Origin of the sequence: uncultured Marinobacter sp., from assembly GCF_913055835.1 — a bacterium.
Lineage (GTDB): Bacteria > Pseudomonadota > Gammaproteobacteria > Pseudomonadales > Oleiphilaceae > Marinobacter.
Genome location: NZ_CAJXKQ010000019.1, coordinates 1 through 14,530, shown reverse-complemented (window position 1 = coordinate 14,530; position 14,530 = coordinate 1). Strand labels below are relative to the sequence as shown.

General features: G+C 59.7%; 10 protein-coding genes. 1 reads left to right on the top strand and 9 read right to left on the bottom strand.

Going from position 1 to position 14,530, the window contains the following annotated elements:
- Positions 1–2: 2 nt before the first annotated feature.
- The gene (locus QZ534_RS11475) at positions 3–869 is read right to left on the bottom strand and encodes a phosphoribulokinase (protein WP_296934617.1); all 867 of its coding nucleotides are present in this window, start codon (positions 867–869) and stop codon (positions 3–5) included.
- 18 nt (positions 870–887) lie between these two features.
- Positions 888–4,655 (bottom strand): DUF1631 family protein, encoded by a 3,768-nt coding sequence (locus tag QZ534_RS11470; protein WP_296934616.1) that lies wholly within the window; start codon positions 4,653–4,655, stop codon positions 888–890.
- A gap of 171 nt (positions 4,656–4,826) precedes the next feature.
- Between QZ534_RS11470 and QZ534_RS11465 the strand changes: the two genes are divergently transcribed.
- Positions 4,827–5,897: an aminopeptidase gene (locus QZ534_RS11465; RefSeq protein WP_296934615.1), complete on the top strand. Its 1,071-nt coding sequence runs from the start codon at positions 4,827–4,829 to the stop codon at positions 5,895–5,897.
- Here QZ534_RS11465 and argA read toward each other — a convergent pair.
- The 7 genes from argA to QZ534_RS11430 form a co-directional block, all read right to left on the bottom strand.
- Positions 5,871–7,178: an amino-acid N-acetyltransferase gene (gene argA / locus QZ534_RS11460; protein WP_296934614.1), complete on the bottom strand. Its 1,308-nt coding sequence runs from the start codon at positions 7,176–7,178 to the stop codon at positions 5,871–5,873. The two genes, QZ534_RS11465 and argA, sit on opposite strands and share 27 nt — an antisense overlap.
- A gap of 188 nt (positions 7,179–7,366) precedes the next feature.
- A complete protein-coding gene (argE, locus tag QZ534_RS11455) occupies positions 7,367–8,536 on the bottom strand; it encodes an acetylornithine deacetylase (RefSeq protein ID WP_296934613.1) in 1,170 nt (389 codons plus the stop codon).
- Positions 8,537–8,562: 26 nt separating this feature from the next.
- Positions 8,563–9,813 carry an acetylornithine deacetylase gene (locus tag QZ534_RS11450; RefSeq protein ID WP_296934612.1) on the bottom strand — a complete coding sequence of 417 codons (1,251 nt, stop codon included), beginning with the start codon at positions 9,811–9,813 and terminating at the stop codon, positions 8,563–8,565.
- 24 nt (positions 9,814–9,837) lie between these two features.
- Positions 9,838–10,734, bottom strand: a complete 897-nt coding sequence (gene argB, locus QZ534_RS11445; RefSeq protein WP_296934611.1) for an acetylglutamate kinase — start codon at positions 10,732–10,734, stop codon at positions 9,838–9,840.
- Between the two features lie 60 nt (positions 10,735–10,794).
- Positions 10,795–13,437, bottom strand: coding sequence for a phosphomannomutase/phosphoglucomutase (locus QZ534_RS11440; protein ID WP_296934610.1), 2,643 nt, complete (start codon positions 13,435–13,437; stop codon positions 10,795–10,797).
- A gap of 95 nt (positions 13,438–13,532) precedes the next feature.
- The gene (gene dut, locus QZ534_RS11435; protein ID WP_296934609.1) at positions 13,533–13,994 is read right to left on the bottom strand and encodes a dUTP diphosphatase; all 462 of its coding nucleotides are present in this window, start codon (positions 13,992–13,994) and stop codon (positions 13,533–13,535) included.
- 42 nt (positions 13,995–14,036) lie between these two features.
- On the bottom strand, positions 14,037–14,530 hold a 494-nt coding region (locus QZ534_RS11430), incomplete at its 5' end, for a phosphopantothenoylcysteine decarboxylase (RefSeq protein WP_296934608.1).

Sequence of the window (14,530 nt, the reverse complement as noted above, 5' to 3'; positions counted from 1 at the left end):
GATCAGGCGAAGGGCTTTCTTGCCATCAGCCGCTGCACCATGGGCCTGACGATCAGGTCCATGGCCAGCGGCATTTTTGTGCCCGGAATCACGAGGGTGTCGTGCCGGGAAAGGCTGCTGCCAGATATCACCTGCAACAGGTAGGGAAAGTCCACCTCCGACTGGTCCCGGAAACGGATCACCAGCATGCTCTCGTCTTCAGTAGGCACATCCCGGACAACGAAGGGATTGGAGGTGTCTACCAGAGGAATGCGCTGGAAATTGATGTGGGTATGGGAGAACTGGGGCACGATATCGTGAACATAGTCATCCATACGGTTGATAATGGTTTCCACCACCGCTTCCTGGCTATACCCCCGCTTGTGGGTGTCCCGGTGGATCTTCTGGATCCATTCAAGATTCACAATCGGAACCACACCGATCAACAGGTCCACATACTGGGCGATGTTGCAGGTTTCACTGACTACCCCACCGTGCAGCCCCTCGTAAAAAAGCAGATCCGTATCGGCCGGCAACGGGCCCCAGGGCGTGAAGGTTCCCGGCTTGTGTCCGGCTTCAACCAGCCTGCGATCCTCGTCGTGGACATATTGCCGGTACCGGCCGTTACCGGTGTGACCGTAATCGTAGAAAAGCGCTTCCAGCTTGTCGATGTGGTTGGCCGCCAAGGCAAAGTGGTTGCGCTCACCAAACTGGCCTTTGGCGGCCAGTCTTGCCATCTGTTCCCGGTTATACCGGTGAAAGCTGTCACCACTAACCACGGCAGCATTCAGCCCTTCACTGGCGAACATCCGGCTGAAAATCTGGCCGGTGGTGGTGGTTCCCGCGCCGGAGGAACCGGTTACCGCAATGATCGGATGGCGTTTTGACATAGGGGCAGACTGCCGGAATCAGGTGAGACTGTCGAGTAAACGGGGTTTCTCGACCACAAAGCCCTGGGCGTAGTCGACCCCCAGTTGCCGGAGCATGTCCAGGACGTCCCGGGACTCAACCTGGGACGCAATCACTTCCCGGTGCATGTAATGGGCCATATCCACCATGGAGCGGACCATCGCACGATCGGTTTCACTGGTTGCCAACTGACCGGTAAAGGCACTGTCGATCTTGATCAGATCCACCGGCAACGAGCGCATGAACTCGAACGAGCTGGGGCCACTGCCGAAATTGCCCAGACAGAACCGGCAGCCGAGTTCTTTCATCTCCATAATGAAGTCCGCAACCGACTGAACGTCGTTGATCGCCGAAGCTTCGGTCAGCTCGAACCAGAGCCGCTCAATGGGCGCATCCTTCTCACTCAGCTTCTCGTAGATGAATTCCAGCAGCGATTGATCGTTCATCGAATAGCCGGACAGATTGATGCAGACGCCACCAAAATGCCGTGGGTCCGGCGCCTGCTCCCTGAGCCAGTCCAGCATGTGGCCGACCACCCAGCGATCCACCGCCTGCATGCGGTCATAGCGCTCGGCCATGCGAACAAAGTCCCGACCGGTGATGAGGTTGCCGTCGTCATCGTACATGCTGATCAGCACCTCGTACTGCGCCGCCATGGAAGCCTTGGCGTGCAGAGGTATGATCTTCTGGCAGCGCAAAAGCATGCGCTCCTCATTGAGGTCACTGAGGCTGGCAACCTTGGCGGCAATCTGCTCCTGGCGGGCCTGATCCTCGGCCCCGAGGGCATATTCCGAAACCTTGCCGTGGCCCTGCTGCCGGGACGCTGCAAGCGCCTGCTCCGAGGCCCGTAACCAGCGTTCAGCGCTTACCAGTGCCGGCAAGGTGGGAACCACGCCGGCACTGGCAGAAAGCCGGTAATCCCGGCCACCGAAACTGAACTCGGCTGTTTCCACAGCCCGGATCAGCTCCCTGGCCGCATCGCTGGCACTCTCGGAGGGCACCAGCATGGCAAACTCGTTGCCTGCCAGCCTGGCCACCGGCATACCATCGCCGACGTGGCTGCGCAGAATATCCGCGACCCGTTTGAGAGTCTCATCACCGGCCTGATAGCCGGCGGTGTCATTCAGCAGCCGGAAACGGCGAAGATCCAGGCGCACCAGGGAGCGCTCGTCCTCCCTGCGGGCCAGCTGCTGATCCAGCATACGCTCGAATTCTCGCCGACCCAGAAGGCCGGTCAGCTCATCATGGGTGGAGGCCCAGGACAGCTGGTCGTAGACCTTGCGGACCATCCGGTCGATGCTTTCATCCACCAGGGGCCGCTCATACTGGCTGTCGGGAACGATGATCCCTTTGCGCATCTGCCGGGCCAGAGCCTCAAGCTCCAGCTCCACCACCCGCATGCCCTGATGATTCACAAACACGAAACGGCTGAACCCGCGGGCAATCCACACCAGACGGATATACTGGGGCTCTTTTGGGTTTTCCTGGTCCCGGAGCCAGTCACCGGTGCGCAGCTGCTGGGCACGGTTGATCCAGCGCTGCAGACTGCGCTGTTCCCGATCGGACAGTTTTTTCGTATCCGCCTCCGCCGGCTTGGCCGGCGGCACCTCAACCAGCTCGGGGCTCTTTTCCGGGCTGCGGACGAGGAACTGTTTGAGTTCGTCGCGGATTTGCGAAGAGGGCATATGGTTGCTGGAAATGGAAGCCAGGCCATCCTGGATAACCCGTAGCAATTCCGGCAGGTTGATAGAACTGTTGGGATCGTCGGCAAAAGACAGCAACGAATCGATCACCGCCAGGTAATCCTGCCAGAGCTGGCTGTCCGGCCCCTGCCGGATCCAGGTCAGCGAGAGCAGGTCCCGCCAACCGCCGTCCAACAGACTGAGCACGGCCTTGGGCACCTTGCGCCCGCCCAGCTTCTGGTCCAGCACGTCAGCCACCGCCTTCTTGGATTCGGCAACCTTCTGAGCGCCCTCCGCGGCCGCGGTTACCCGCTCGACATTCCTGCGATACACGAGATTCTGGCGGTCGATCAGGGTATCCAGCTCCTGGACCGTGCTCTCAAATACTCCGGTATCCTGCTCAAAGTCGGTGGTGATGCGCTGGATGAGCTCATCAACACGACGCTGTACCACCGGGTTGATCCGGCCACCTTTCAGACCCAGTTGCGCCAGCCGATTCATCACCCCCCGAACCGGACTGTCCTGATCGTCAAAGAACGCGGGATCCCTCATGACCACTTTCAGAACAGGCACTTCCAGCTGCCGCATGCGCTGCTGGGCATACTCACTGAGCTTCGGGCTTTCCACCACCGACTTGAAAAAGCGGTCGACCACATCAACCGTTTCCTGCTGCTCGTCATCCAGCCTGTTGTCACCGCTCGCCTTGACCCTCTCTACCACTCGTTCCTTCAAGGGCGCGAGCTCTTCACCGGCTTCAACGGTCTGCGACTGCAACTGCTGCAGCTCCCGATGGAACTCTCCCGGCGACAGCGGCCGGGCGTTTGGCTGAAACGGCATGGGCTCCGGATCGCCACGGGCGATACGGCTCGCGCTGAGGGTATTGAGCAGATTGCGGACGGTTGCGAATGCCGTCTGTGCAGCCTGTGCATAGCCGCGGAATTCGCCGCCCAACATTCCGGGTTTCCGGCGTGGCTGAGCCTGTCTGGCAGCGCCCTCATCCGCTTTTGGTCCGGCCTTGGACGTTGCAGATGCACTTTCCGCCGAAACCGGCTCTGGCTGAACCGGCTCCTTGCTTTCCTCCGACTTCACCCCGGCCTGCTCGCTCAGATACTTGCTGAGATCCAGATCTGGCAAAACTCCGTGGCGAATCAGGATATCGTTGAGTTCTTTGTAAAGGGGCCCCAGTTGCTGCAACACCGTCTGTTCAAAGACGCGCAGGCAGACTTTCTCCACCTCCCGGGAGGCCTTGAGCTGATTTAGACCATTGTGGAAGGCTTCGCAGACCAGAGATGGTCCGAGGGGGTTGTGGTGGCCCGTGGCGTTGGCAATTCCCAGTTTGTCCAGCCGAAGTTTGAGCTGCAGCAGATCTCCACGATACTGGGTATCCGCCTTGGTCACCATCACCCGGATAGTCAGCCAGTCCTCGAACTCACCCTTGTCTACCACCGACAGCTCGGAGCCGGGAAATCCCTTGGGGGCCGGCTTTAGTGGCGATTCCAGGCTTCGCGCCATCTGATGCCAGATCACCCGTTGCCGTGCCTGAATCTGGCCCGAGGCGTCCATGTATTCATTGGCCTGCTGGTCATTCGAGGCTTTCTGGGCCGCCTGTTTCAGGCCTTCCACCATCTGCACGAAACAGGCATCCATCAATGGCTCAATGAACTGGATGACTGCCTTGGCGGACTGGTGCAGGACAAACTGGACCCGATCGCTGGGCGCGCGGAGAGAAGACCGATCCTGGCCGCGGGAACCACCGCATTGCTGCAGCATGGCATCAACCGCTTCCGGGTTCGGGCGGCTGAAATTGACCCCCATTGCGCCATCAATACGCCGAACAATACTGACATGAAGCTCATGTCGACGGGCGCCATCGAGGCCGCGGAAACGAACCACCAGTTCCGGCGGCGTGCCGGAAGCAAACGCGCGGTCCAGTTTTTTCGAGGTTTCACTCGAATAGCGAACGAAAAGGCCCTCCGCACAAAAATCGGCGATCTGGCACGGCCACGCCTCACCGGTTCCCAGATCAATCTGGGCGGCAAGCTTGATAGGTTGGCGGGGGCTGCTACGACGTTCTCTCGGATCCATGAACTACCTGATATCTCGTAAAGCCGGACCAGTCACCCGACAAACTGTCCGGTACCGACTCACGTCCCTGAAACGATGGCGGATGCCACCGGCTGCTACTATAGAGACCATGACTGTACTATAGCGGCCTGGCCCCCACAGGCAAACCAATCCACTATAACATCCTGACCCATGAAACAGCTTAGTCAGATCTATCTACTTTTGCTACTGGTAACAATGCTTAACGGCTGTTCGACCATTGGCTACTATTCGCAAGCTGTCAGTGGGCATCTATCCCTGATGATGGCCGGGGAACCGGTGGAGAAGATCCTCGCAAACAATGAGACTCCACGGGAGCTGCGCGGAAAACTCTCGCTGGCACAACAGGCCAGGGACTTCGCCGCTCAACGACTGGCCCTGCCGGTGGGAGAAGCCTTCAGCGACTACGTGCAGCTCAACAGACCCTGGGTGGTGGTGAATCTGGTGGCCGTTCCGGAATTCTCTCTGGAGCCCCACCGCTGGTGCTATCCGATTCTCGGCTGCCAGGCCTACCGCGGATACTACAGCCTGGAGGATGCCCGTGCCGAAGAGGCGCAATTCGGCAACCAGGGCTTCGACACCTTTATCGGTGGCGTGACAGCCTATTCCACCCTCGGCTGGTTCGATGACCCGCTGCACACCGGTTTTACCCGGCTGGCGGAGGATCGCATGGTTGCCCTGATGTTCCACGAACTTGCCCACCGGGTGGTCTACATTGCCGACGACACGGCCTTTAACGAAAGCTTCGCCACCGCGGTGGAGTTGGAGGGGCTCAGACTCTGGTTATCAGAACAGGGCAAGCCCGGACAGTTCCAGGAGGCGCTGGGCCGTCTTGCTCGCCGAAACCAGACCCTGGCCCTGGTGGAGGACTTCAGCGCCCGACTGGAGGCACTGTACGCTCAGCAGGACAGCTTGCCAGATGACCAATTGCGAAACCGAAAGGCAGCCATTTTCGAGGATCTGGCGCTAGCCTATCAGGAGCTTTCCGCAGACTGGCCCGAACCTGGCCCTTTCGGACCGGCACCGGTCAGCCTGAACAATGCCAATGTTGCGCTGTTTCGCCAGTACAACCAGCACGTACCGGCATTCCGGCAGATGCTCCGGGACGCAGACTACGATTTCCCGGCTTTTTATCAGGCCGTCGAGGCACTGTCAGAAGAGCCTGAACCCGAGAGGTCCGACTACCTGGCTGCCCTTTCAGAGCGGTTTGAAGAACACCTTTGAATTACGCTGGGTGTTATAGGAGGCCAGCTTTGGCCCGGGCAAGGCCTGCACGGTAGAAGGCTGGAAACCCCGCTCCCGAAACCAGTGCTCAGTCTGGGTAGTCAGCACAAACAGCTTCTGGAGGCCATGCCCCCGGGCCAGCTTCTCGACCATCGCCAGAATTTCATCACCCCGCCCCGACCGGCGATAATTCGGATCCACGGCAAAACAGGACAGCTCGCCGGCGCCCTCCTCGGGATAACTGTAGAGAGCGGCACAGCCAACGATGGTGCCGTCACGCTCTGCCACAACAAACCGGTCAATCTCGGTTTCCAGCATCTCCCGGGAACGACGCACCAGAATGCCCTGTTCCTCCAGCGGCTGGATCAGCTCCAGAATCCCGCCGATATCCTCGACCCTGGCCTGCCGGAACTGCTCGTAGTGATCGCCACTGACCAGCGTGCCGGCACCGTCCCGAGTAAACAGTTCCTTCAGTAACGCCCCGTCGTCCACATAGCTGATGATGTGAGCACGCCGTACGCCCTTCACACAGGCATCACAGGCCGCCCGGAGCAAGTCGGCGTCGTGGCCGGTCACCGCCCCGGAAGCCAGACGCTCGGACGCCTGACGGGCTGACAGTTCCCTGATCAGGGTGCCGTCCTCTTCCTGCAGGCCGGGATCATCAATGAATACCATCAGCTTCTCGGCCTGCAACGCCGCCGCCACCTGACTGCCCACATCCTCGTAGGAGAGGTTGAAGGCATCCCCGGTGGGCGAATAGCCCATGGGCGGCAACAGCACAATGTGGCCAAGCTCCAGCAGCTTCTCGATGCCAGCCACATCCACCCGGCGCACCTTGCCGGTATGGCCAAAATCAATACCGTCGAGCACACCCACGGGCTTCGCAGCCACATAATTGCCACCACTCACCCGGATACGGGCATTGTGCATCGGGGAATTGACCAGCCCCATGGAAAGATGGCTTTCCAGGTAAGCTCTCAGGCCACCGACAGCCTCCATCACCATGCTGAGGTGCTCTTGCGGTGTAATCCGCAGACCTTTAGCAAACGACGATTCCACACCGGCAGCATCCAGCCGCGCCTGAATCTGCGCACGGGCACCAAAGGCAACGACCAGCCGCACACCAAGACTGCTCAGCAGCGCAATGTCATGAATGATGTTGATGAAATTCCCGTGCTCAATCGCATCCCCCGGAATGGTCAGCACCACCGTGCGCCCGCGGTGGGCGTTGATGTAGGGGGATGAATGGCGGAATCCATGCAGCCAGTCGTTTGATTTCAATTCGAATACTCCAAGCTTTTTTCTTTACGCGGCCGGCAATTCAGTCTAACGAACACTGTCGGGAGCCCTCTCCAAAACCGTGGAGCGCCAGGGATGGCGCGACCGAGCCCTACAGGGACGTATTTACGGGCGTGTTTTGGAGAGGGCTCCCGACAGTGTTCAGCCCCCTATTTGACCCGGACTCCGTCTTAAAGGCAAAACTGTCGGATCAGCCCTCGCAGAACTTTGACGGTTGGGTCAAGCTGGGACAGCTCTATAAATTCATCGGGCTGGTGCGCCTGATCGATGGACCCGGGGCCCATGACCAAGGTTTCCAGGCCGAGTTTCTGCAACCAGGGCGCTTCCGTGGCGAAGGCAACGGCATGGGCGGTATGGCCCGTCAGTTTCTCGCAAGCTTTGACCAGAGCGGCATCGGCCGGGGTTTCAAACGGTGGCACGCCGTCGAAGAGCGGTTCGAATTCCAGGGACAGTTCCCGGCGTTCTGCGATCAGCTGGACCTTGCTCAGGATGGTCTGGCGCAGGGTTTCCATGTTCATGCCGGGCAGCGGGCGCAGATCAAAGTGCAGTTCGCACTGGGCGCAGATGCGGTTGGGGTTGTCACCGCCGTGGATGCAACCAAGATTCAGGGTTGGAAACTGTACTTCGAAGTTCGGGTTCCGGTACTTTTCCTGCCAGTCTGAGCGGAGCGCCAGTAACTCGGTGAGCGCCTCGTGCATCCCTTCCATGGCGTTGCGGCCGAGGGCCGGATTGGAGGAGTGGCCGGACTGGCCCTCGAATTTCAACCGTTCCATCATGATGCCCTTGTGCATGCGCACCGGCTTAAGGCTGGTGGGCTCGCCGATGACCGCGTAGCGGGCCTTGGGCTTGCCTGCTTCGGCCAGGGCCCGGGCGCCGTCCATGGAACTCTCTTCGTCGGCCGTGGCCAATATGATCAGGGGCTGTTTGAGGTCTTCGCCCACAAAGGCTCTGGCCGCTTCGATGGCCAGCGGGAAAAAGCCTTTCATGTCGCAGGTGCCCAGCCCGTACCAGCGGTTATCCCGCTCGGTCAGGGTAAAGGGGTCGCTCTGCCAGCGTTTGTCATCAAAGGGCACCGTGTCGGTGTGGCCGGACAGCACCAGACCGCCCGGGCCGCTGCCCAGGGTTCCGATCAGGTTGAACTTCCCGGGCATCCCCGGCACTTCCAGGATTTCCACAGAAAACCCGAGAGCCTCGAGCCATTCCGCCAGGGTTCGCACCACGGGCTCATTGCTGTGATCCCACTTCGCCGACGCACTGCTGATGGAAGGCAGCGATATCAGACGGGCAAGCATGTCACGAATGCCCGGCACCGCTGTAGATTTGCTATCGGACTGCGACATAGTTTCCTCTCAGATTCCCTATGGAATCATTGTGCACGGCCGCGTCGCCAGACTTCAAAGTTGACGATGGCCCGGATCAACATCGGATAGGCGACTTCACCACCGGCAACCACGCGGGCCACTTCCAGCTCGCGTTCGCTGACGCTTACCAGACGCCCCTCCACGACATTGTCGTTGGACAGGGTTACCCGAACCTGCCGGTCAATCCATTGTTCGGCGTTCTCCAGTTCCGCCGGGTACCAGCTCTCGGTCTCCGGATCCTCCCTTGGCACCACCGGTTCAACCGAGACTTCCGGCGTTTCCTGGGCAACAGGCTCGGCCTCGGTCAGATAGACGTCTGGCACGCCGGCCCCATTATAACGAACCGGCCAGCTCAGACCCTCGCCATCGTCATCGGCTCCTCGAACGGGAACACCGAACAAAGGCTGATCTGGCTGCAAGCTCACTGTCAGTTCGCCACCTTCCAGCAGCCACTGTCGGTATAGCGCTTTCAACTGGTCACTGGCTGCAAGTCCGCGAGCTTGCAGCCCGGCAACCAGCGCTTCCATCGCCCGACCGGCCCATTCGCCGGTTTCAATGCCGGCTTCGCGGGCACAGTAGGCGGCAATACGCCGCATCAGGCCGCCATCGCGCAGGATAAGGCTCATCGGCTCGGCGCCCCTGGAAATGGTCAGCTCCGAATCCTGAATCCGGACTCTGGCATCAGGCCAGTCGAGCTCAAGACTGCCGGTGTTGGCGGTGTTCAACTCGGCATGGAGATTTCCGGGCGTCTGACGCACGAAACCGTCTCCGGCGAGGGCTGTGATGCCCATGCGGATCAGATCGCCGCTTCCCAGTTGCTGGCGGGGATCCGGCGCGCAGGAAAGGACAAACAGCGCCGGATCACCCTCGCTGTTGGCGCCTTCTGCGGTGACCCAGTTCCGGAGCATCGTCGGGTCCAGGGTCAGGCCCAGACCATCGAGCCGCAGGGTCCACTGGGCCGGTAGCCCCGTCGGATCCAGGAGGGCAGACAGCAAGCTGACGGGTGAGCCGGTATCAAGCTCCACCCTGGCTATCTCCAGCGGCTGGGTCAGCTCAAAATCCTGCCAGCTGGCATTGTTAAGAACCAGCCGGCCCTCAACACCGGAACTGATGCTGCCCCGATGAAGCACCCCATAGGGTTCCAGTGCCTGTCTTGCGTCGGCCATGCGCTGGTCTGCCAACCACCAGACACCCGCCTTGAACGCGGCAAAGCCGATCAGAACCAGTACCACCAGCGTCGCAAGCAGGCGCTTCATCCGGAGACTCCTTGTCGGGTGCCGTCAGTTACGGGAAATCAGGGTGCCGACACCCTCATCGGTGAAGATCTCCAGCAGACACGCGTGCGCGACCCTGCCGTCGATAATATGAGACGTGCGAACGCCGTTCTCCACCGCACTCAGGGCGCACCGGATCTTGGGCAGCATGCCGCCATGAATGGTGCCATCCTCGATAAGATCGTTGACCTGTTTGGCCGTGAGTCCGGTGAGCACTTTGTCTTCCTTGCTCTTCAACCCGGACACGTTGGTCAGCAGGATCAGCTTCTCGGCTTTCATGGCCTCGGCCACCTTGCCCGCCACCAGATCAGCGTTGATATTGTAGGAAGCGCCGTCCGGCCCTACACCAATGGGTGCGATCACGGGAATCAGGTTGCTGCGGGTGAGCATGTCAATCACATCCACGTTCACACTGGCCACTTCGCCAACGTGGCCGATATCGATGATTTCTGGCCGTTCCAGCTCGGGTGAACGGTTGACCACCTCCAGCTTGCGGGCCCGGATCAGGTTGGCATCTTTGCCGGTGAGCCCCACCGCCATGCCACCATGGGAATTGATCAGGGACACGATTTCCTTGTTCACCTGGCCACCAAGCACCATCTCCACCACATCCATGGTCTCGGAATCGGTCACCCGCATGCCGTTGACGAACCGGGACTGGATGTTCAGCCGTTCCAGCAGCTCTCCGATCTGGGGGCCACCGCCATGAACCACGATCGGGTTGATGCCCACCAGTTTCATCAACACGACATCGCGGGCAAAACTGCTCTTCAGCTCCTCGTTTTCCATGGCGTTACCGCCATATTTTATAACCACCGTTTTACCGGTAAATCTTTGAATATAAGGCAGACCCCGGCTCAGTACCGAGGCCACCTGCATTGCTGTTTCACGATCCAGCGCCATGTTTTTGCCTTGTTAATCCTGAGTTAATACGTGTCTGGAATTTGCCCACGGGCCCGGGGATCAGAATTCCGCCACCAGATCCGGCGCTACCTTCTGCAACTGCTGCCGGAACACAGACTTGATACGTTCCAGTGCCTCCTCGGTCTCCGCCTCAAAACGCAGAACCAGCACTGGTGTGGTGTTTGATGCCCGGCATAGCCCCCAGCCATCGGTGTAGTCCACTCGGATACCGTCAATGGTGCTGATGTTGCCGTCACCGAAGTCGCCGGCCTCCCCGAGACGTTTAATGATGTCGAACTTGGAGCTTTCGGTCACTTCGACATTCAGCTCCGGTGTGCTGATATCTTCTGGAAAATCCTCGAACACTTCATCACTGTGCCGGTCTTCAATGCCCAGAATTTCCAGCAGGCGGGCGGCGGAATAAAGACCATCATCAAAACCGAACCAGCGCTCGCCAAAGAAGATGTGACCGCTCATTTCCCCGGCCAGAAGGGCGCCGGTCTCTTTCATTTTTGCTTTCATCAATGAATGCCCGGTTTTCCACATGATGGGTCGGCCACCCGCTTCGGAAATCACACCAGCCAGCCTGCGGCTGCACTTCACGTCGTAGAGAACGTCAGCACCCGGATTCCGGGACACCACATCCCGGGCGAACAGCATCATCAGGCGATCCGGCCAGATGATCTTGCCGGAATTGGTCACAACGCCCAAGCGGTCACCGTCGCCATCGAAGGCCAGACCAATGTCGGCCCCTTCGGATTCAACCCGGGCAATCAGATCCGCAAGATTCGCGGGCTTTCCGGGATCGGGATGATGATTCGGGAAGTCACCGTCCACGTCGCAGTACAGCGGAATCACTTCGCAGCCCAACTCCTCGATCAGCATCGGCGCCAGCTCACCGGCAATGCCATTACCGGCATCAACCACGACTTTGAGTGGTGCCGCGACCGCAATATCGCCAACAATACGGTCCAGGTAGGCACGACGAACGTCTTCGGTGCTCTGGCTGCCCCGACCGCTGGCAAAATCCCCGGTCTGAATGCGCTGATACAGTTTCTGGATGGCCTCACCTGAAAGGGTTTCCCCGCCCAACATGATCTTAAGGCCGTTGTAGTTGGCCGGGTTGTGACTGCCGGTCACCATCACACCGGAGCCGGTCTGGAGTTCGTGAGTGGCAAAATACAGCACCGGCGTGGGCACGGCACCCACGTGAATCACGTTGCACCCGGCGGCCATCACACCGCGAGCCAGGGCATCCGCCAGATCAGGACTGGAGTGTCGCCCATCATAGCCAATGCAGAGGCTCTCAACCCCTCGTTCCAGGGCCTCGGAACCAATGGCCCGACCAATGACTTCCACGCCCTCGCCGGTCAGGGTTTCGCCGACAATACCCCGAATGTCATAGGCCCGGAAAATGTCCGGGGAAAGCTCCACCTGGGGCAGGGCTACCTCTTCTACCTCCGGGGTATCACCCGATCCGAAGACCGTATCGTCGCCGCTGCCAAAGCCGAGAACGTCCTCGTCGCCATCGAGCATGTCGATGTCTGGCATGTCCTTGTCCTGGAACAGCGGCTCATCGCTGCCCTTGGTAGCGCCGCCGCCAGCCTTTCCGGAGCCGGCCTGCCTGGGCTTTGCGGTTTCCGCGGCCTTGGCGACACGTTTATCAACCACCTGGGACAACCGGTACAGCACCTCACCGGTTGAAGCCACCATATCCCAGCGGAAGGCTGGCAGTTTTACCCGTTCGCCCCCGAAAACCTTGTGAGCCCACTGGATCAGGGCCGTCACGTCCTGACGCAATCCCTTCTGGGCACCGCCCAGCAGGACCCAGACGATGATGGCAGCGATCAGCGCCGGAACCCCGACCAGAAGGGCGATCATCACAATATCCACCGGTGCAGCGGATGATCTGGCAGGGGTGTAGGTCACCGTCCAGTCAGGGTTGGTCAGCGTTCGGGATTCGGCACTCCCGGAGCCATTGCCATTACTGATGACGGTGCGGGAGGAGCCGGACACCGTCTGCACCAGCGCAAGCTGACCTCCAAGACTGGAATTGACCACTTGCAACAGCGGCTGGATCTGGCCTGAGTCGAAAATGATCAGCAGGCTTCCGATAACCGCATTGCTCGTTGGATTACGAACCGGGGTCGCCATCTGGAAAAACCAGCGATTATCCCGGGGAAACGCATCAGGAAAGAGTCGCTGGCCGGTTTCAGCGCGCCGGGCCAGCTCAAGACCCGAGAAACCCAGCAGCCCTTCATTGCTTGAGGTACGGGGAATGTCTCGGTAAGGAAACAGATGGACCGCCTCAACGCCAGGCAGTGAATCCGCCAGTTGCACCTCGGTTGGCGGTATCTCGTTGGGGCTGTTCAGCGCCTCAATCACGTGCGGCTGGGTGGCCAGACCATTAACGCTTTTCTGGACCTGGTCAAAATACTGATTCAGTCGAAGCGCTGCGGCATCGGCCTCCAGGACTTTCAATGACTCGAAGCGTTCCTTTGCCGAGGGCTGGACCACCAGAAAATTAAGCAATGCAACGGCGATCACGCCCGCCAGGACCACGACCAGTGACTGGTTTACTGCCACGGAATTAAGCCTCTTGAGCTTGGGGCCCGAGGCGCTGTCCTTTTGCTTTTTTACCGCCTTCTTTGATGGCTTTTCATCAACGGACGTGTCGGCATCTTTCTTTCTACCCAGCTTCATAGTCCATCCTGCAGTTGTAATTTTATCGTCCTGGACAAGCAGTTACCCGCAAAGTATAGACGCCGGCACGCGGTTCTGCGTGACCGGCCTCCAGCTCACCGCGTACCAGTGGAACCAAAGCCACCGTCACCACGGGCACTGGCGTCAAATTCCGAAACCACTTCAAAATCAGCCTGGACGACGGGCACCAGCACCAACTGGGCCAGGCGTTCGCCCACGTCCACCGTGAAGGCGGTGCGCCCCCGGTTCCAGCAAGACACCATCAACTCGCCCTGGTAGTCCGAATCGATCAAACCCACCAGGTTGCCGAGTACGATGCCATGCTTGTGGCCGAGCCCGCTTCGGGGCAGGATCATGGCCGCCAGTGACGGATCTGCGATGTGAATCGACAAACCAGTACGGATCAGTTGAGTATCACCCGGCTCCAGGGTCAAAGGCTCGTCAAGGCATGCCCTGAGATCAAGGCCGGCAGAGCCTTCGGTGGCATATTCGGGAAAGGGAATCTGGTTACCGATACGGTCATCCAGAATACGTACCTGAAGGTTTTTCCTGCTCATGAGGGGTCCTGTCGATTGTGCTACCAGGCAGGCGTCGCTGACTCAGCGGGCGGCCTGACCAAGATGTTCGCTTATCATTGCCACAAGTTCTCGGGCAATGCTCGTTTTACTGTCCGGCCCGATGGACGTCTGGCCACCCGGCCAGAACACGGTGACCGCATTGTTGTCGCTGTTGAAACCCAGGCCCGCCACAGAAACGTCGTTGGCCACGATCATGTTCAGTTTCTTGCGTTGCATTTTGTCAGTGGCGTAGCTGGAAACGTCGGAGGTTTCCGCCGCGAAACCCACGGTAAAGGGCGCATCATCACGCCCGGCAATGGTTGCCAGGGTGTCCGGGTTGCGCACCAGCGAGAGCGCCATGGCCTCACTGGATTTCTTGATCTTGTCCCCGGCGCAGGTTTCCGGACGGTAATCCGCGACGGCCGCCGTTGCAATAAAAAGGTCGCAACCTTCATCCACGGCAGCCGAGGCTGCCCGCAACATATCCTCGGCCGTCAACACCTGGCGCACTTCGACACCCGTCGGCGGAGACAGAG

Excerpts from the sequence above, each read along its gene's own strand:
- QZ534_RS11475 (WP_296934617.1), bottom strand. The coding sequence starts at position 869 with ATGTCAAAACGCCATCCGATCATTGCGGTAACCGGTTCCTCCGGCGCG.
- QZ534_RS11470 (WP_296934616.1), bottom strand. The coding sequence starts at position 4,655 with ATGGATCCGAGAGAACGTCGTAGCAGCCCCCGCCAACCTATCAAGCTT.
- QZ534_RS11465 (WP_296934615.1), top strand. The coding sequence starts at position 4,827 with ATGAAACAGCTTAGTCAGATCTATCTACTTTTGCTACTGGTAACAATG.
- argE (WP_296934613.1), bottom strand. The coding sequence starts at position 8,536 with ATGTCGCAGTCCGATAGCAAATCTACAGCGGTGCCGGGCATTCGTGAC.
- QZ534_RS11450 (WP_296934612.1), bottom strand. The coding sequence starts at position 9,813 with ATGAAGCGCCTGCTTGCGACGCTGGTGGTACTGGTTCTGATCGGCTTT.
- argB (WP_296934611.1), bottom strand. The coding sequence starts at position 10,734 with ATGGCGCTGGATCGTGAAACAGCAATGCAGGTGGCCTCGGTACTGAGC.
- QZ534_RS11440 (WP_296934610.1), bottom strand. The coding sequence starts at position 13,437 with ATGAAGCTGGGTAGAAAGAAAGATGCCGACACGTCCGTTGATGAAAAG.
- dut (WP_296934609.1), bottom strand. The coding sequence starts at position 13,994 with ATGAGCAGGAAAAACCTTCAGGTACGTATTCTGGATGACCGTATCGGT.